The sequence below is a fragment of the Azospirillum sp. RU38E genome, from assembly GCF_900188385.1.
Classification (GTDB): Bacteria; Pseudomonadota; Alphaproteobacteria; order Azospirillales; family Azospirillaceae; genus Niveispirillum.
In genome coordinates this window covers 445,909-463,405 of record NZ_FZOI01000003.1, presented here as the reverse complement: position 1 = coordinate 463,405, position 17,497 = coordinate 445,909, and the positions used below count along the sequence as shown (strand labels likewise).

General features: G+C 62.5%; 21 protein-coding genes and 1 tRNA gene. 15 read left to right on the top strand and 7 right to left on the bottom strand.

Going from position 1 to position 17,497, the window contains the following annotated elements:
• The 3 genes from CHB97_RS26710 to CHB97_RS09620 form a co-directional block, all read right to left on the bottom strand.
• On the bottom strand, positions 1-217 hold a 217-nt coding region (locus CHB97_RS26710; RefSeq protein WP_211098328.1), incomplete at its 3' end, for a hypothetical protein.
• Positions 218-441: 224 nt separating this feature from the next.
• Positions 442-951, bottom strand: coding sequence for a hypothetical protein (locus tag CHB97_RS25875; RefSeq protein WP_143270814.1), 510 nt, complete (start codon positions 949-951; stop codon positions 442-444).
• 597 nt (positions 952-1,548) lie between these two features.
• Positions 1,549-2,508, bottom strand: a complete 960-nt coding sequence (locus CHB97_RS09620; RefSeq protein WP_089287730.1) for a hypothetical protein — start codon at positions 2,506-2,508, stop codon at positions 1,549-1,551.
• Positions 2,509-2,712: 204 nt separating this feature from the next.
• Here CHB97_RS09620 and CHB97_RS09615 point away from each other — a divergent pair, with 204 nt between their 5' ends.
• The 4 genes from CHB97_RS09615 (at position 2,713) to CHB97_RS09600 (ending at position 5,940) form a co-directional block, all read left to right on the top strand.
• Positions 2,713-3,510, top strand: coding sequence for an ABC transporter ATP-binding protein (locus CHB97_RS09615; protein WP_089287729.1), 798 nt, complete (start codon positions 2,713-2,715; stop codon positions 3,508-3,510).
• 117 nt (positions 3,511-3,627) lie between these two features.
• Positions 3,628-4,506, top strand: a complete 879-nt coding sequence (locus tag CHB97_RS09610; protein WP_089287728.1) for a transporter substrate-binding domain-containing protein — start codon at positions 3,628-3,630, stop codon at positions 4,504-4,506.
• A 36-nt stretch (positions 4,507-4,542) separates the two neighbouring features.
• Positions 4,543-5,253 (top strand): ABC transporter permease, encoded by a 711-nt coding sequence (locus tag CHB97_RS09605; RefSeq protein ID WP_089287727.1) that lies wholly within the window; start codon positions 4,543-4,545, stop codon positions 5,251-5,253.
• 15 nt (positions 5,254-5,268) lie between these two features.
• On the top strand, positions 5,269-5,940 hold the full coding sequence (locus CHB97_RS09600) for an ABC transporter permease (protein ID WP_089287726.1): 672 nt from the start codon (positions 5,269-5,271) through the stop codon (positions 5,938-5,940).
• Between the two features lie 18 nt (positions 5,941-5,958).
• Here CHB97_RS09600 and CHB97_RS09595 read toward each other — a convergent pair whose 3' ends face one another.
• A complete protein-coding gene (locus CHB97_RS09595; protein WP_089287725.1) occupies positions 5,959-6,273 on the bottom strand; it encodes a hypothetical protein in 315 nt (104 codons plus the stop codon).
• 147 nt (positions 6,274-6,420) lie between these two features.
• A tRNA-Ala gene (locus CHB97_RS09590) sits at positions 6,421-6,496 on the bottom strand.
• A 216-nt stretch (positions 6,497-6,712) separates the two neighbouring features.
• Here CHB97_RS09590 and CHB97_RS09585 point away from each other — a divergent pair.
• The 4 genes from CHB97_RS09585 to CHB97_RS09570 are packed head-to-tail and all read left to right on the top strand — an operon-like array spanning position 6,713 to position 9,334.
• Positions 6,713-7,006 carry a YggT family protein gene (locus CHB97_RS09585; RefSeq protein WP_089287724.1) on the top strand — a complete coding sequence of 98 codons (294 nt, stop codon included), beginning with the start codon at positions 6,713-6,715 and terminating at the stop codon, positions 7,004-7,006.
• Position 7,007: 1 nt separating this feature from the next.
• A complete protein-coding gene (locus CHB97_RS09580; protein WP_089287723.1) occupies positions 7,008-7,328 on the top strand; it encodes a DUF167 domain-containing protein in 321 nt (106 codons plus the stop codon).
• Positions 7,329-7,370: 42 nt separating this feature from the next.
• The gene (gene folD, locus CHB97_RS09575) at positions 7,371-8,285 is read left to right on the top strand and encodes a bifunctional methylenetetrahydrofolate dehydrogenase/methenyltetrahydrofolate cyclohydrolase FolD (protein ID WP_089287722.1); all 915 of its coding nucleotides are present in this window, start codon (positions 7,371-7,373) and stop codon (positions 8,283-8,285) included.
• Positions 8,282-9,334 carry a magnesium transporter CorA family protein gene (locus CHB97_RS09570; protein ID WP_089287721.1) on the top strand — a complete coding sequence of 351 codons (1,053 nt, stop codon included), beginning with the start codon at positions 8,282-8,284 and terminating at the stop codon, positions 9,332-9,334. Before folD ends, CHB97_RS09570 begins: the two co-directional genes overlap by 4 nt.
• A gap of 15 nt (positions 9,335-9,349) precedes the next feature.
• Here the strand turns inward: CHB97_RS09570 and CHB97_RS09565 are convergent, their stop codons facing one another.
• A complete protein-coding gene (locus CHB97_RS09565) occupies positions 9,350-9,700 on the bottom strand; it encodes a type II toxin-antitoxin system HicB family antitoxin (protein ID WP_089287720.1) in 351 nt (116 codons plus the stop codon).
• A gap of 70 nt (positions 9,701-9,770) precedes the next feature.
• Positions 9,771-10,667 carry a zinc-ribbon domain-containing protein gene (locus CHB97_RS09560; protein WP_160105728.1) on the bottom strand — a complete coding sequence of 299 codons (897 nt, stop codon included), beginning with the start codon at positions 10,665-10,667 and terminating at the stop codon, positions 9,771-9,773.
• 205 nt (positions 10,668-10,872) lie between these two features.
• Between CHB97_RS09560 and CHB97_RS09555 the strand changes: the two genes are divergently transcribed.
• The 7 genes from CHB97_RS09555 (at position 10,873) to CHB97_RS09525 (ending at position 17,472) form a co-directional block, all read left to right on the top strand.
• Positions 10,873-11,757, top strand: a complete 885-nt coding sequence (locus CHB97_RS09555; RefSeq protein WP_089287718.1) for an ABC transporter permease — start codon at positions 10,873-10,875, stop codon at positions 11,755-11,757.
• Positions 11,754-12,386 carry a YdcF family protein gene (locus tag CHB97_RS09550; RefSeq protein WP_089287717.1) on the top strand — a complete coding sequence of 211 codons (633 nt, stop codon included), beginning with the start codon at positions 11,754-11,756 and terminating at the stop codon, positions 12,384-12,386. Before CHB97_RS09555 ends, CHB97_RS09550 begins: the two co-directional genes overlap by 4 nt.
• Positions 12,387-12,475: 89 nt before the next feature.
• Positions 12,476-13,237: a 1-acyl-sn-glycerol-3-phosphate acyltransferase gene (locus tag CHB97_RS09545; RefSeq protein ID WP_089287716.1), complete on the top strand. Its 762-nt coding sequence runs from the start codon at positions 12,476-12,478 to the stop codon at positions 13,235-13,237.
• 133 nt (positions 13,238-13,370) lie between these two features.
• Positions 13,371-13,991: an outer membrane protein gene (locus tag CHB97_RS09540; protein WP_089287715.1), complete on the top strand. Its 621-nt coding sequence runs from the start codon at positions 13,371-13,373 to the stop codon at positions 13,989-13,991.
• Positions 13,992-14,397: 406 nt separating this feature from the next.
• Positions 14,398-15,153 (top strand): ribosome maturation factor RimP, encoded by a 756-nt coding sequence (rimP, locus tag CHB97_RS27085; protein WP_089287714.1) that lies wholly within the window; start codon positions 14,398-14,400, stop codon positions 15,151-15,153.
• A 37-nt stretch (positions 15,154-15,190) separates the two neighbouring features.
• Complete coding sequence (gene nusA, locus CHB97_RS09530; protein ID WP_089287713.1) at positions 15,191-16,687, top strand: transcription termination factor NusA; 1,497 nt, start codon at positions 15,191-15,193, stop codon at positions 16,685-16,687.
• Positions 16,688-16,728: 41 nt separating this feature from the next.
• Positions 16,729-17,472 carry an RNA-binding protein gene (locus CHB97_RS09525; protein ID WP_244559474.1) on the top strand — a complete coding sequence of 248 codons (744 nt, stop codon included), beginning with the start codon at positions 16,729-16,731 and terminating at the stop codon, positions 17,470-17,472.
• Positions 17,473-17,497: the final 25 nt, after the last annotated feature.

Here is a 17,497-nt window from a genome sequence, read left to right as displayed (position 1 = left end):
GCGCCGCATCACGCCGGGAATGTCCCGACGCTATCCGCGCTTCAACGCGTTCCCGAAGATCTTCTGAATAAGCCTTGCCCATGATCCACCTCCGATAAAGATGAATCACATCCAGACCAAAAAGGGAATCCTTCGATTCCGCTTTCTCGCGCGATGCTCTAACGCGGCACGAGCCGCGCGGCGGCAGTCGCCGCCGATACCAATAGCCATGGATCATGACTCTTGGTATTGACCCGTTCCCTCAATCGCCGGGCGCTGCCATCCGGCAGCTTGGCTTGCCACACGGGTGCGCGGGCAGGCGGTCGCCGGCCTCCAAGGGGCATGTCCCATGCCCCTTGGTATTATAGTGATGTTAACCGTCATACCAAGTTGCGATGAGTTCGCCTCATCGCAACTTGGTATTATTTCCCGGAATTTAAAATTGTCCAGGAACCTTTTCTATTAAATTATCTTCTTGAAGACCCAATTTAATCCAGCAGATGCTGCTGCGACACTCGCTTCCGAGAACAAGTTCAGTACACCGTTGTAGCGGGACAATATACCTATTCCCTGCTTGTCGCCGCCATCTACAGTTACGCCGCCTGCTCCAGTAAAGCCGCTGGGGTTTCCATTGATATTGATTACCACTTTTTCGCAGTTTTCGCTTACGTCTGCTTGAATTTGGATGTCATTTGTGAATGTTGAGTATAAGTTATCCCCTGTTTCTTGAAATTTCGCATAGACAAACCAAAAATGAGAAGATGAAAAAGATATTGTTTCTATTTCGCCGGATCCATCTCCTTTCTCAAGGCTATCGGTTCCTGGTTTAATGTTAACGGAAACTTTCTCTGTAATTAAAGCCCATGATGCGTCTGACAAACCTGGAGGAGACAGGCTGGCAGTGCAGTGCTTTACGCCATAGGCGGTTAACGTTCCTGATCCAGTGAAATTTACTTCCACGGGAATCCCCATAATCATGCTCCTTAGCTGATGGTATGCAATTAAAAGGTGTATAAAACATATATTTATGGGAGTGGAATTCATGCATATCAAATAGCGTAATACGAATATGCATTTTTTGCACATTTTTTTGATTTTAACTTATGAAAAAATAAAACTTTTAATTTTTAAATCTCCCTATTGCCGTTAAAGTTTTTTAAATTATAAGATATAAAATTTATGGCTATATTAGTAATAATCTCATTCTGCTGACGCGAAACTAAATTAAATTGATTGGAGATCGTGAAATTACTGAAAGTGTCAAATAGAGATAATGTTCCAGGTTTGGTGGATCAGCTGGTTCCGGCTTGGCTGGGGTAGGGCAATAATTTGGTTTTATGATAAGAAAACACAATTGGATGGACAATTTTACGGAAGAGTTGTCAGATGCTCTCGGCTATGTTGAATCCGGGGACCGTGATGGCAGGGAAGGAATTGTGACGGTGGTGGTCACGGCCAGTTTGTCGATTATGTGCTAATGGGAAATCACCGCCCGCGATGCCCGGGGCAAAGAGGCGCCGTTCGCCGCCTACAGGCTGACGCGCACGTCCTGCCCCGGTTGAGCAAGGATCACTTCGGCGCCGGGCGCGATGCCAGGCGCCATTGCTTGGCCTGGGAGAAATTGCGGGCCAGGAACTGATAGGTCTTTTTCAGCACAGCCTCAAACGGGGCGCCTTTCTCCGAGGCCACCATCTCCCAATCCTCGAAAATTTCTTCCCAGGGCAGCAGGGTCTGGTGCAGATCGTCCCGCATCTCCCGGATGTAGCGAATATTCTGATCATATTTGCCCAGCATGGAGAGGATTTCGCCGGTCTGGGCATCCACCTGGGTGAAGCGATTTTCAATATCCGTCATCGGCGGCAGGCTCAGCGTCTGCATCCGAATGATCTCTTCGCGCAAGTTGCGCTCATTCTTATAGACGCGGTGGGCAACATCCAGCCCGTTGCGCACATCGCGCAGTTTGGCTCCCCGCTCCCGCAGCGCCTCAATATAGGACAGCTCCTTGGCCAGCCCCTCGATGCGGATTTCCACCACCTCTTCCGGGTCGCCGGTCAGGGCCAGCTTGTTGGCGATGACCTTGAACGCTTCCTTCACACGGGACTTGGTGGAAGGATCTTCCACCAGCTGTTCCAGTTCCGCCGGTGAGGATATCACCGATTCGCCGCCGGTCAGCCAGGTCACCATCTGCACGGTCAGCCGGGCCTTGGCGAGATTGTAATGCCGGTCATCGACCCGCCAGCTGGCGGTGCCGTCGATCAGCTCGTTGGGGATCGTGTCGCCGGGGCGGATTTCCCGCACATATTTCAAGCCTTTGACCACCATGTCCAGCAACTGGCCGTCAAAGGATCGCGGGTCAATCTTGAATTCATTGCCCAGCTTGTCGATGACGACCTCGGCCTCCACCTTGCCCAGCTTGAAGCGCATCACCGCTTCCTCTGTCGATTTCGACAGCACGAACCGGCAGCCTTCTAGCGTGAACACCTTGTGATCGAACAGGAAATGGGTGCTCCGGTTCGCATTGGGTTCCATGGCGTCGAACTCGATCAATCAAAGAAAAAGGCGATGACACTGCTTTACCACGGATGAAAGCGGCACGAACGAACTATAGCCGGTGAGGCGCCCATGTGACGCCGGCATGGGCGATTGCATGGCGGTCGTTTTCCCCTCTTTCGCGGGTGCGGTCTGGCGGGTTAGCTTGGGGATCAAACCTTCATGAAGAGTTAACGGACCCCGATGACCCTTTCTGCCGCCGCTGCCAAATCCGTGCCCGCCGTCCAGGTGGAAGGGCTGCATAAGCGTTTCGGGGAAAATGAGGTGCTGAAGGGCGTCTCGCTTTCCGCCGCACAAGGCGAAGTGGTGGCGCTGATCGGCTCATCCGGTTCGGGTAAAAGCACGCTGCTGCGCTGCATCAACCTGTTGGAAACCCCCGATGACGGGCGGGTGCTGATCCAGGGCGAGGAAATCGCCATGAAGAAGGATCGCGCCGGCCGGGCCCAGCCGGCCGACAGCCGCCAGGTGGACCGCATCCGCCAGCGCTGCGGCATGGTGTTTCAGAGCTTCAATCTCTGGACCCATATGACGGTGCTGGAGAATATCATCGAAGCCCCCGTGCATGTGCTGGGCCGCAACCGGGAAGAGGCGGTGGCGCGGGCGGAAAGCCTGCTGGCCAAGGTGGGCCTGTCGGCCAAGCGCGATGCCTATCCCTCCCAGATGTCGGGCGGGCAGCAGCAGCGAGCGGCGATCGCCCGCATGTTGGCCATGGACCCGCAGGTGATGCTGTTCGATGAACCCACCTCGGCCCTTGACCCCGAACTGGTGGGGGAGGTGCTGAAGGTGATGCGCGATCTGGCCAATGAAGGGGCCACCATGTTGCTGGTGACCCACGAAATGGCCTTCGCGCGGGAGGTTTCCCACAAGGTGGTCTTCCTGCACCAGGGTCGGATTGAGGAACAGGGCACGCCGGATGAGCTGTTCGGCAACCCGCAGAGCGAGCGTTGCCGCCAGTTCCTGATGCGCGAAGGCGGGCGCTGAGCCCGCTGACAGGCTTGACGCCGGGGGATCAGCCCCGGAAAACTGTTTTCGGACAATCAAACCAATATCAAGCAATCCAAAAGGGGCCAATGCCCCGGGGTGTCGGAGGGTGTGGGGATGAAGAGTTGGATCGCGGCGCTGGGGCTGGCCTGTGTCACCCTGCTGGGTGGGTGCGGCAAGGAAGAGGCGGCCAAACAGGCGGCCCCGGCGGCTGCCGACAGTGTGCCCAACCCGCTGCGTGTCGCCACCGAAGGCGCCTATCCCCCCTATAATATGGTGGATGCCAGCGGCAATCTGGTTGGTTTCGAAATCGATATGATGAAGGATATCTGCCGTCGCATGAAGGTGGAATGTCAGTTCGTCGCCACCGCCTGGGACGGCATGATCCCGGCCCTGCAGGCCGGTCGTTTCGATGTCGTGGTCGCCGGCATGTCGATCACGGAGGAGCGGCTGCAGGCGGTCGATTTCTCCGACGGCTATACCACCACCCCAGCCTATCTGGTGTCGGCCAACAGCAACCCGCTCCAGAAGGAGGATTACGGGGTACCGAAGGTGGACCTGTCCAACATGAGCCCGGAGTCGCAGGCGGCACTGGACAAGCTGCGCGGCTTGCTGAAGGGCAAGGTGATGGGCGTGCAGACGGCCACCATCCACGCCAATTTCGCCGAGAAATATCTGGGCGACGTGGTGGATTTGCGCCGTTATGACACCCAGGAACAGCTGGCGCTGGATATGCAGAGCGGCCGGATTGAGGTGGGGCTGGCCGATGCCGTCACCTGGAACGCCTTCCTGCAGCGCCCGGAGGGCAAGGATTACAGCTTCTTCGGCCCCGGTTTCGATGGCGGCCTGTTCGGCCGCGGCCAGGGTGTTGCCCTGGTGAAGGGCCGCACGGCGCTGAAGACGGCGCTGAACAGCGCCATCAAGGAAATGAAGGCCGACGGCACCATGAAGACCATGTCGGTGCAATGGTTCGGCTTTGACACCTCCATGCCCTGACATGCTGTGCTTTCCGACACCCTAACTGGATGAGCCATGCTTGATCTGTTGAGTTACGGCGCCACCGGTTGGGGCGATGAGCTGTTGCAGGGTGCCGGCATGACCCTGCTGGTGGCGGTGCTGGCCTATCTGATCGGGCTGGGGGCCGGCTGCCTGACGGCGGCGGCCAAACTGTCCGGCCCGCTGCCGCTGCGCTGGCTGGCCGCGACCTACACCACCGTGGTGCGCGGTGTGCCGGCCCTGCTGGTGATCTGGCTGCTCTTCTATGGCGGGTCCGGTCTGGTCGGCTGGATGGCCGGTCTGTTCGGCTATGGCGGGCGGGTGGAATTGTCGGCCTTTGCCGTCGGCGTTGCGTCGGTCGGGCTGGTCTCGGGCGCCTATGCGGCAGAGGTGATCCGGGGGGCGGTGCAGGCAGTACCCAAGGGCCAGCTGGAGGCGGCGCGGGCACTGGGGATGCACCGGCTGCTGATCCTGCGCCGCATCCTGGCCCCGCAGGCCCTGCGCTATGCCCTGCCGGGGCTGGGCAATGTCTGGCAGATGACCCTGAAGGATACCACGCTGGTGTCGGTCGTTTCGTTGGCGGAATTGATGCGGCAGGCCTATGTCGCCAGCGGCTCCACCCGCCAGCCCTTCCTGTTCTATCTGGTGGCAGCACTGGTCTATCTGGTGATCACCACCCTGTCTGAAACCGGATTCCGCGCCCTGTCGCGCCGGGCGGATCGCGGCGTGCGCCGCGCAACGGCTTAAAGGGAGGGACCAAGCATGGATATGATCCTTTCCTCCCTGCCGTCGCTGGCATCCGGTGCCTGGCTGACTGTGCAGCTGGTGGCGCTCTCGCTGGCGCTGGGGCTTTTGCTGTCGGTGGGGGTGGCGCTGGCCCGGCTGTCGGGCAGCGTGCTTCTGCGCGCGCCGGCGGTTGCCTTCATCTTCCTGTTCCGCTCCACCCCGCTGCTGGTGCAGATTTTCCTGATCTTCTATGGTGCTGGCCAGTTTGCCGCCGTGCGGGACAGCTTCCTCTGGCCGGTGCTGCGCGAACCCTATTGGTGCGCCATCATCGCGCTGACCCTGAATAATGCCGCCTATACCGGGGAAATCCTGCGCGGCGGCATCCAGTCCGTGCCCTTCGGCCAGATCGAGGCGGCGCGCGCCCTGGGGATGCACCGGCTGCTGCTGTTCCGCCGCATCGTGCTGCCCCAGGCTTTCCGCCAGATTCTGCCAGCCTATGGCAATGAGATGATCCAGATGGTGCAGGCCACCTCTCTGGCCAGCACCATCACCCTGATGGAACTGACGGGGGCTGCGCGCGCCATCGCGTCGCGCAGTTTCCAGCCGGTGGAGATGTTCGTGATTGCCGGCCTGTTCTATCTGGCAATGAATTTCGCCATCGCCCAGGCCGTGCGCTGGGGGGAAAAGCGGCTGGCCCATGCAGGCTGAGGGGTAGGGATTCAAGCCCTATCGATGCACCACCAGCGTTACCTTGTCGTTCATCACGTCCAGCAGCTTGGTGGATTTGGTGGGCAGCGGGATGCGCTGGTTGATGCAGAACATGATCAGGGCGGCTGCCAGTGGCTGGTTATCCACCCAGGCGACCTGACGGGAATTGTCATCGCGGGCGAAATGCAGGGCGCAGCGCACGGGATCCTGCATCACCTCAATGCGGATCACGCTGCCGGCGGGCAAGGGGTTACCGGAGCGGCGGTGATATTCCACTACCGCGCGGATAACCTCTTCCTGCGAGAACAGAATATGGCGAATCTCAATCGGCATGATGTATCCCCGGTTCGGCGGGGAAAATAACCATTCAGCCGATTGGATGCTATTGTCTATATCGGTTCAATAGAAAATTGCCATCACCGAAGAGCATATCCAGCGGCAAGGCAATAAATCTTCATCATTTTTGGGTAAGGAGGGAATTGGTGGAGCCGAGGAGGATCGAACTCCCGACCTACGCATTGCGAACGCGTCGCTCTCCCAGCTGAGCTACGGCCCCACAACAATCCCTAAGGCTTCGCTGCCGTGGCGGGCGAAGCGGCGCGGATAATGCGCATCTGCCCCCGGCCTGTCAAGCATCTGATTTCAGGTTTTTCGATCCAGGAAAGGGGGGTGCTTTCCCACTTCCGGGTGCTGGCCCCCTGGACAGGGGCAGGGGGCGGCATTACGTTCCAGAACGGGTGCGGCCGATGCCGCCAACAGCGCCGGGAAGACCATGGAGCCGCTTTTTCACACCATCTTCCAGATCCTGTACGTGGTGCTGGACCTGTATGTCTGGGTTTTGATCATTTCAGCCATCCTCAGCTGGCTGATCGCCTTCAATGTCATCAATACCCATAACCGCTTTATCTATACGGTCAGCGACATGCTGTACCGGCTGACCGAGCCGGTGCTGCGGCCCATCCGCAATGTGCTGCCCAATCTGGGCGGGCTGGACCTGTCGCCCATCGTGCTGATTCTGGCCATCATGTTCGCCCAGCGTCTGCTGTTTAATTACGGTCTTGTCTGATATGGCCCGTCCGGCCCTGGAACCGGCGGATGGCGGGGTGCGGCTGTTCGTGCGGGCGGCCCCGCGCGCCAGCCGCAATGCTGTGCAGGGCCAGGCGCTGGGGGCCGATGACCGGATGCAGGTGAAGGTTTCCGTCACCGCCGTGCCGGAGGATGGCAAGGCCAATGCCGCCATCATCCAGCTTCTGGCCAAAGCATGGCGGATTCCGAAATCCAGCATCGACGTCGTGGCGGGTGGCACCGATCGGTCGAAAGTATTATTCGTGGCCGGCGATACGGCGCAGTTGCAGGCGCAACTGACGGCATGGCTGGCCGCCCTCTGACGGCGGTCTTTCTGGTACCAGCGGATTTGGGGGTTTTGGGGAATGGCCGAGGCACGCATCATCGACGGCAAGGGCTTCGCGGCTGGCTTGCGCGTACGCATCGCCACGGCGGTGGAAGAATTGCGCACGCGCCACGCGCTGGTGCCCGGTCTAGCTGTGGTGCTGGTGGGTGAAGACCCGGCCAGCCAGATCTATGTCCGCAACAAGGGCGAACAGACGCGGGAGGCGGGGATGCATTCCGTGACCCACCGCCTGACCCCGGAAACCAGCCAGGAAGAATTGCTGCGGCTGGTCAACCAGCTGAATAATGATCCTTCCATCCATGGCATTCTGGTGCAGCTGCCGCTGCCCGCCCATATCGATACCCAGGCGGTGCTGGGCGCCATCGATCCGGCCAAGGATGTGGACGGGTTCCATGTGGTGAATACCGGGCGCCTGTCCGTCGGGCTGCCGGCCCTGGTGCCCTGCACGCCGCTGGGCTGCATGTTGCTGCTGAAGGATACGGTGCCCGATCTGCGCGGCATGAATGCCGTGGTGGTCGGCCGGTCCAACATTGTCGGCAAGCCGATGGCGCAGTTGCTGCTGGCGGCCGACTGCACCGTCACCATCGCCCATTCCCGCACCCGCGATCTGCCGGCCGTCTGCCGGCAGGCCGATATTCTGGTGGCCGCCGTGGGCCGGCCGGAAATGGTGAAGGGGGACTGGATCAAGCCGGGCGCCATCGTCATCGATGTCGGCATCAACCGGGTGCCGGCGCGTGACCCGGCGGCGGCCGCCGCCGGCAAGACCCGAGTCGTCGGCGATGTCGCCTATGCGGAGGCGGCTGCCGTGGCCGGTGCCATCACCCCGGTGCCGGGCGGGGTGGGGCCGATGACGATTGCCTGCCTGCTGGCCAATACCGTCACCGCCGCCTGCCGCAGCGCCGGCGTGCCGGTGCCGGCCGGGGTTGGCCTTTGATTACCGCCTACCTGCGCGACGGCGACCGTCTGCGGGGCCAGAGCCTGGCCCCGGACCAGCCGCTGCCGCCGGGAACCATCTGGCTTGACCTGCTCCGCCCGGAAGAGGCGGAGCGGCAGTTGATCTCCGCCCATCTGGGCGTTGACCTGCCGACCAAGGAAGATATGAGCGAGATTGAGGCCTCCTCCCGGCTCTATGTCGAGGGCGAGGCCTCTTTCCTCACCACCCCCGTCATTGCGCGGGGGGAGACGGGGCGGCTGGATCTGGGGCTGCTGACCTTCATCATCACGCCGACGGCGCTGATCACCGTGCGCCATACCGAACCGCTCTGGTTCGCCATCTTTGCCGCCCGCGCCATGCGCCATGCCGGCGTGGCCACCACCGCCATGGAGGCCTTTCTGGGCCTGCTGGAAGCGGTGGTGGATCGGGCGGCCGACGTGCTGGAACGGGTGGCCGGTGATCTGGACCAATTGTCCCAACGCGTCTTCGCCGATGCCACAGAGGTGGAAACCGGCCTGCTGGACGGCACCGGCAAGGGCATGGCCCGCCGCCGCACCGTGCGTAAGGAAGCCGCCCGCCGCCGCAAGGCCAAGAATGACGGCATGACGGAGGTGATCACCGCCATCGGCCGCGCCGGCGACCTGACGCAGAAGGTACGGGACAGCCTGGCCGGGCTGGAACGGCTCTGTGCCTTTGCCGTCACCGTAGCGGGGCCGCGCCTGGGCAAGGATCAGCGGGTGCGGCTGAAAACCATCAGCCGCGACGTGCATTCGCTGGTGGAACATGCCGGCTTCCAGGCGATGCAGACCAATTTCCTGCTGGATGCCACGCTGGGCGTGATCAATATCCAGCAGACCAACATCATCAAGATTTTCTCGGTCGCCTCGGTTGCCTTCCTGCCGCCAACGCTGGTGGCCAGCATGTATGGCATGAATTTCAAGCTGATGCCGGAGCTGGACTGGGAATGGGGTTATCCCTTGGCCCTGGTGCTGATGCTGCTCTCGGCCATCGGCCCGCTCTGGTACTTCCGCCGGCGCGGCTGGCTGTAGCAGCTTGGTCGCCGATCAGGCTGCCTGGCCCTCGCGGTCCAGATATTGGCGTAACGCGTCGCTGACCAAGGTGTTGAGATTGATGCCGCGACGCTTGGCATAGAGCATGGCCCGACGATGCAGATCGCGGCCGGGCCGGACATTGAAGCTGCCTTTCAAGGGGATATCTGGCTGGCGGCCTTCGGCGGCGCAAAGTTCCAGGTAATCATCCACTGCCTCTTGGAAGGCTGCCTTCAGGCTTTTGGCGTCCGCTCCCTCATAGGTCACCAGATCGCGGATGAATCCCAGTCGACCATACAGAATCTCGTCCGCGTCGCTATACTCGACGGAACCAAGATATCCCTTATATTCCAGCATATTGCTCATATCAGGCCCTCCGCGGTCAGCACCTGCAGCACACATGCATCTTGATGATCAGGCGAGCGTCCCCGGCCCCTCAAGGCCCCGCTGCAGCTTCCGGTTCGATATAGCGGAAGCCGATATTCTTGGCCTGTCCGCCCTCACGTTCCGGCACCCGCGACTCGAACTTGGTGGTCTGGTTGGGGAACAGGCGGCGCACCGGCGGCACGATGCGCCAGGCGAACAGCTCCTTGCCATCCTCCCCATAGGCGACGGCCTGGATGTCGGGCACGCTGCGCTGGGTGTCGGATTTGTTGGAAATCTCGCCGGCGACGAATAGCAGATTGATGCCTTCCACGTCACGCACCTCCACCTTGGTGCGCTTGGGATCGCCCGGTTCGGACAGGCCGCTGCCGATCACCTCCGCCAGCCCCACCAGCTCATACAGCCGGAAGGACGCTGGCCAGGCCTGCATCACCATGTCGCGCTGCAGCACCGCCCCGCCGGCAATGCCCACCACCAGGGCGGTGACGCCGATCCAGGCGGCCAGTTCCTTGATCCGGCTTTTTCCCTTCTGCCCCGGCATGGCCGGCAGGTTGGAACCTTTGGGCAGGGGGCGAGGCCGCATCGGCCGGCTCAGCGGCGATGCCTCCTCCTCTTCCCGCTCTGCCGCGGCAAAATCGGGCTTGTCGAAAGCACTGAAGCCACCGCCATCGGCCGGCAGGTCAGGCGGATCGTCGAACAGGGAGGCGCTGGGCGGCTCCGGCGGCGGGGCGGCCGGCTTCTTGAAGACGGGTGGGGCGGTATTGCGCGCCGGTGGCCGCTCGCGCCCGGCCGGTTTGGCAGGCTTGGCGGGCGCCGGGGCCGCGCCGTCGGCTGACGGCTCAGCGAACCAGACATAGCCGCATTGCCCGCATTTCACCCGCCGACCCTGGCCAAGCAGACCCGCATCAAGCAGGAAACGTTTCGTGCAGGACGGGCAGGTCAGGATCATATGGGCGCTCGGGAGCCTCGGGGAATGTGACGGGCGTGACGGCGCCGTACCGCACGGCGTCATCCCTTATATGAAGCGGCGATGGCTAACGCAAGGTCGCCACCTGCCATGCCCGGCCTTTACGAGCCCGCATCGGCCGTGCCATTCCTAAGGGCGGCCGGGTCTTTGCCGGCCGCAACCGCTTGAGCCTCCGCGAACGGGAACGATGAGCCGCAGCGCGCATTTCGACATTCCGCTGAAACAGGACGCCACCGGCCGCTTCCTGCCCTGGATCATCGCCCTGATGGTCTATCTGGCGGTGCTGGCCCTGGCGGCCTCCCTGGTGCTGTCCGGGCTGGCGCAGCGCTGGGGCAATGACCTGTCCGGCAACCTGACCGTCCAGGTCAGCCCCGGCGGCAGCGACAGCCGGATGGAGCTGGATGAACGGGTGCGCCGGGTGATGGATACCCTGTCCGGCAGCGCCTTTGTGGCCGATGCGCAGAAACTGGATGATGCCGCCGCCCGCGCCCTGGTGGAACCCTGGTTGGGCGATGGTGCCCTGCTGGCGGAACTGCCGGTGCCGGTGCTGATCGATGTCCGGTTGGCGCCAGGGGCAGCGCCGGAGCAACTGGCCGACCAGATCCGCGCCGTCGGCCCCGGTATCACCGTGGAAGACCCGGCCCGCTGGCTGGGGGAACTGCGCCGAATCGCCCGCACGGTTCAGGGCCTGTCCGCCGCCATCATTCTGCTGATCGGCGGGGCAGCCGTCGCCTCCATCATCTTTGCCGCCAGTGCCGGATTCGCCGTGCATCGCGGGGAGGTGGAGCTGCTGCATGTGATGGGGGCGTCGGACAGCTATGTTGCCAGCCAGTTCCAGCGCCATATCCTGCGCCAGGCGATTTTCGGCGGCGGCATCGGCTTCACCCTGTCGCTGCTGACCCTGCTGGGCCTTCAGCAGGCCGGGCGCGGGCTGGATGTGGCCCTGCTGCCCAGCATGGCGCTGGTCCTGCGGGATTGGCTCTGGCTGCCGCTGGTCCCGCTGGCCGCCTGCTTCCTGGCGGCACTGACAGCGCGGCTGACGGTGATCCGCGCCCTGGAGCGGCTGCCGTGACGTTGCGGCTGTCGCTGCGGCGTGCCGTCCGGGCCAGCCTGTTGACCATCGGTGGCATTGCCGGCCTGTGGGCGGCGGGGCTGTTCGCCTTCGCCGCCTCCCTGCCGCGCCATCCGCCGGCCGATGATATCGTCACCGACGGCATTGTCGTGCTGACCGGCGGCAGCGAGCGGCTGGAGGTGGGGTTCGACCTGCTGCGCGCCGGCAAGGCGCGGCGCCTGTTCATCAGCGGTGTCTATCGCGGGGTGGAGGTGCGGGAGCTGCTGGCCCTGGCCCAGCGCGAGGATGCGCGGGAGCTGGAATGCTGTGTCGAGCTGGGCTATGAGGCTGACGATACAGAGGGCAATGCGGTGGAAACGGCGCGCTGGGTGACGGACCAGGGGCTGCGTTCCATCCGGGTGGTGACGTCCAATTACCATATGCCGCGCAGTTTGGTGGAATTCCGCCGCGCCCTGCCGGGGGTGGAGCTGGTGGCCCATCCGGTGGCCCCGGCCAAGGTGCGGCTGGATGGCTGGTGGGGCTGGCCGGGCACGGCCGAGCTGATCATCATGGAATATAATAAATATGTGCTGGCGGTGCTGCGCGCCGCTTTGACCAGCCCCACGGCCCCGCTGGCGGCGGCCCCCTGAGGCTCCCGCCCGCCGGACAGCTGCTGGACAAGGGGCGGGGGGATGGTTATTGCTGCGACCCGATATTCCCCCTGTTGGGTGTGGGCCCCATGCTGTTTGTCCGGTCGCTGCTGTTCAACATCGTCTTCTATGTGCTGACGACGCTCTGGTGTTTCGGCCTGCTTTGGACGCTGGTGGTGCCGCGCTGGGGCGTGGTGGGCGGCGTGCGCGCCTATATGCGTTCGCTGGCCTTTTTCGAGCGGTTGATCATCGGCCTGCGGTACGAGGTCAAGGGGCTGGAAAATCTGCCCAAGGATCAGCCGGTGCTGATCGGTGCCAAGCACCAATCCATGTGGGAGACGATGAAGCTGCATCTGATCTTCCATGACCCGGCCATCGTGCTGAAGCATGAATTGCTCTATGTGCCGCTCTGGGGCTGGTATGCCGCCAAATCCAAGATGATCCCGGTGAAGCGTGGCAAGCGCGGGGCAGCCATCAAATCCCTGGTGGAAGGGGCCAAACAGATGAAGGCCATGGGGCGGGAAATCGTGATCTTCCCCCAGGGCACGCGCGTGGCCCCCGGTGTCTATGCCCCCTATAAGGTGGGAATCGCCATGCTGTATGAGGCGCTGGAGGTGCCGCTGGTGCCGATGGCGGTGAATTCCGGTGTCTTCTGGGGCCGCCACAGCTTCATCAAGCGGCCCGGCACCATCACCATCGAATTCCTGCCACCGATTCCCCCTGGCCTGCCCAAGGAAACCGCCCTGTTCGAACTGGAAGCGGTGCTGGAGGAGGCCAGCGACCGGCTGGTCACCGCCGTCGGCGGCCCCGCCACCCTGAACCCGGTGGCCGCCGGGCATCAGCGGAACTGAGCCGTTCCGGGGCTTTCTCCCCAGAAAAAGGGGAACCGTGTCCAATGGACGCAGCGGCCCTTTAACGGACGGACAAAACTGTGTATCTCCCGCTCTGGGGGCGACGTGGTTTTGTCTTCAAGGAAATCCAGAGATGAAGAAAATGCTTGCGGGTCTCGCCTTGGCGATGACTGCTTTTACCGCTGTCGGTGCGGCCCATGCTGCCGACAGCGTCTTGCCGGATAATGTCTATGTCGCAGCCTCTGCGGGTATGAACACCGGCAACGATATCGCCAAGTCCAGCATCGTTTCCAAAGTGCTGGATTGGAAGCGTGACAAGGGCTTCAATGGAAGCTTGGCGCTGGGCTATCGTTGGGATGATTTCCGCTTCGAACTGGAAGGCTTTTACGGCCAGCTGCTGGACGTAAAGGGCACCGTGCCCGCCTCCGTCACCGTGCCGGCCGGCTATCGCCTGCCGGGCAAGGTCACCATGATGACCGCCACGGTCGGGGCCTATTATGACTGGCATGTCACTGATATTTACCAGCCCTATGTCGGTCTGGGGCTGGGTGCGGCGCATGTGCGCAACAAGTCTGATGCGCTGCTGGTCGATACCGGCACCAGCCCCGCCGGCTTCCTGGAAACTGGTTTGAACATGCGTCTGGCCGACGGCGTGACTGTCGCCCCGGCCTATCGTTATCTGCGCGTGCGTGGCGATGATCATCCCGATCTGGCCACCCACATCGTCAAGGTCGGGCTGCGCGTCAGCTTCTGATACCAATCCGCCTGAAGGTTGACCTTCAGGCGGATTGAAGGCCGGCGACCGCCGGCCCGCGGGCCCGTGCCCGCGTAAGCCAAGGTGGCGGATGCCGCTGCCCGACGCATGAGGGAACAGGAAATCTCCCCGGATCGATCACGATCCAGGGAGATTGGTACGATACCACCACGGGGGGCCGCCATGCGTGCCCCCCGTGGATGTTTGGGCTTCCCTCCGGCATCGAACCGGTCTATATATCGATCATCTTAATCCCATACGGACACCGGCCGGCGGGCGACGCTGGCGGGGTGCTCTGCTTTGCGGGTGGGCCTTTGGCCCGCCTTTTTGTTTATCTGGACCTCTTTTTCCGATCGGCCGTGCGGCCAGGGAAAAGGGGTGGGTTTGACGGTGAGTTGGAAGAATCATGGACGTGCTGGCGCGCATTACCGACATCATTGGCCCCTCGATGGAAGATATGGGCTATGAGATCGTGCGTCTGCAGCTTTCCGGCGGGCAACGCCCGACCCTGCAGATCATGGCCGACCGCGCCGATGGCGGCGCGATGACGGTGGATGACTGCGCCGATATTTCCAACGCCGTTTCCGCCCTGCTGGACGTGGAAGACCCGATCAGCAGCGCCTATAACCTGGAGGTCAGCAGCCCCGGCATCGATCGGCCGCTGACCCGCCTGAAGGATTTTGAACGGTTCAAGGGCTTTGAAGCCCGGATCGAAACGGAAATCCCGCTGGATGGGCGCAAGCGCTTCCGTGGGGTTCTTTATGGTGTGGAGGGCGAGTCGGTACTGATCGCGCTCGACGCCAAGTCGGCCCAGGCCCCCAAGCGCAAGCCGGGTGCCAAGGTTTCTGCCAAGGCCAAGGCCGAGGCGGAAGCCGCCGCCGCTGCGGCAGCCGGTATGATCGAGGTGGCGGAAATCCCCTTCGAACATATCGCCCGCGCCAAGCTGGAAATGACGGACGAACTGCTGGCCGCTGCGGCGGCGGAGCAGGGTCTGGCGGCCGGCGTGGAAGGCGGGGCCATGGATGTGGACGACGATGCCCGCACCGTGAAGCGTCCCAAGGGCCCCAAGGGGCCGGGCCGTTTCTCCGGCAAGGCGGGTGCCGCCGCAGAGGACAGCGCAACCACCGAGGTTCAATCCCCCGCCAAACCGGCGCAGGATTGAGCGGACGTTTCAGGAATAGAAGGCAGGGTTCGCCAGGATGGAACTGCTTCAGGTAGCCGACGCGGTCGCCCGCGAGAAGAATATCGACAAGGAGCATGTGCTCGAAGCCATGGAGGAGGCCATCAAGAAGGCTGGCCGCTCCAAATACGGGCACGAGCATGACATCCGCGCCCGCATCGACCGTCGCACGGGCGATATCCAGCTGACCCGCCACATGGAAGTGGTGGAAGTGGTTGAGAACGAGGCGACGCAGATCGATCTGGCCAAGGCCCGCCGCAAGAAGGCGAATGCGGCCTATGGCGATTTCATTGTCGATCCCTTGCCGCCCATCGATTTCGGCCGCATCGCCGCACAGACCGCCAAGCAGGTGATCGTGCAGAAGGTGCGCGAGGCCGAGCGTGATCGTCAGTATAATGAATATATCGACCGCAAGGGCGAGATCGTGAACGGTCTGGTCAAGCGCGTCGAATATGGCAATGTCACTGTGGATATGGGCCGCGCCGAAGCGATCCTGCGCCGCGATGAATGCCTGCCGCGTGAGCATTTCAAGACCGGCGACCGCGTCCGTGCCTACATCTATGATGTGCGCAAGGAACAGCGCGGCCCGCAGATCTTCCTGTCGCGTACCCATCCGATGTTCATGGCCGGCCTGTTCAAGGCTGAAGTGCCGGAAATCTATGATGGCATCATTGAGATCAAGGCCGTGGCCCGCGATCCGGGTTCCCGCGCCAAGATCGCCGTGATCTCCAAGGACAGCTCCATCGATCCGGTGGGTGCCTGCGTCGGTATGCGCGGTTCCCGCGTTCAGGCCGTGGTGGGTGAGCTGCAGGGCGAGAAGATCGACATCATTCCCTGGAAGCCCGATCCGGCCACCTTCGTCGTCAATGCATTGGCCCCGGCGGAAGTCGCCAAGGTCGTGCTGGACGAAGAGAATGGCAAGATCGAGGTGGTGGTGCCCGACGACCAGCTGTCGCTGGCCATCGGCCGCCGGGGTCAGAATGTGCGTCTGGCCAGCCAGTTGACCGGCTGGACCATCGACATCATGACCGAGGCGGAAGAGCGGGAGCGCCGTCAGGCCGAATTCAGCAGCCGCAGCGCCCTGTTCATGGAAGCGCTGGACGTGGACGACATGATCGCCCATCTGCTGGTGAATGAAGGCTTTGCCTCCGTGGAGGAAATCGCCTTTGTCGACCTGAACGAGCTGACCGGCATCGAAGCGTTCGACGAAGATGTCGCCGCCGAGCTGCAGGAACGCGCGCAGAATTATCTGGCTCAGCAGAACGAGATCCTGGACGGCAAGCGCCGTGAAATGGGTGTCGAGGATGATGTCGCCGCCATTGAGGCGCTGACCCCGTCCATGCTGGTCAAGCTGGGTGAGAAGGGCGTGAAGACGCTGGACGATCTGGCCGATCTGGCCGGTGACGAGCTGATCGATATTGTCGGCAAGGATGCAATGACGCTGGACGAGGCCAATGAGGTGATCATGGCTGCCCGCGCCCATTGGTTCGCCGATGAGGAAAGCTCGGAGGCCTGATCCCTTGCGGATCAGGCTGACGGGCAGGGGAGTTTCGGGTAATGGATGCCGCTGACAACATGACCGACCAGGCCGGTGACGGCCCTGTGCCGGTGACGGTGGCACCAGCGCCCGCCTATCCGCCAGAGCTGGATGCTGAGGCGCAGGCGGACGAGCCGGAAAATGTGGCGGGGCGTAAAAGCCCGCTGCGGCGTTGCGTGGCCACAGGCCGTGTGGGGGACAAGGCGGGCATGATCCGTTTTGTTGTCTCCCCGGATGGTGTACTGGTCCCCGACGTGGACGAAACCCTGCCCGGGCGTGGGCTGTGGTTGACGGCGGATGCCAAGCTGGTTGAAAAGGCCCTGACCAAGGGCCTGTTCGCCAAGGCGGCCCGCCGGGCCGTCAAACCGGTTCCCGATCTGTCGGCACTGCTGTGCCGGCTGGTCCGGCGCCGGGCGCTCGGTCTGGTCGGTCTTGCCCGCAAGGGCGGGGGCGCCCTGGCGGGGTTTGAAAAGGTACAGGCTGCATTGCGCTCCGGTTGTATCGGCCGGTCGGGCGGTGCGGGCCAAAAGAGTGTAGGATTGTGGTTTGAGGCGAGCGACGGGTCCGATGATGGTCGGACCAAGCTGTTCGCCTTGGCGCAGGCGCTGGGGGTGCCGCTGGTCGATGTCTTCGACCGGTCGGAACTGGGGGCGGCCTTGGGCCGGGACGAGGCGGTGCATGTTGTGCTGGCGGTAGGGCCGTTGGCAAAGCAGATCCGTCGTGAGGTGGAACGGCTCTCCGCACTCGGCGGAGCAGGCTCCTGAAGGTTTGGGGCCTGATTAGGGATCA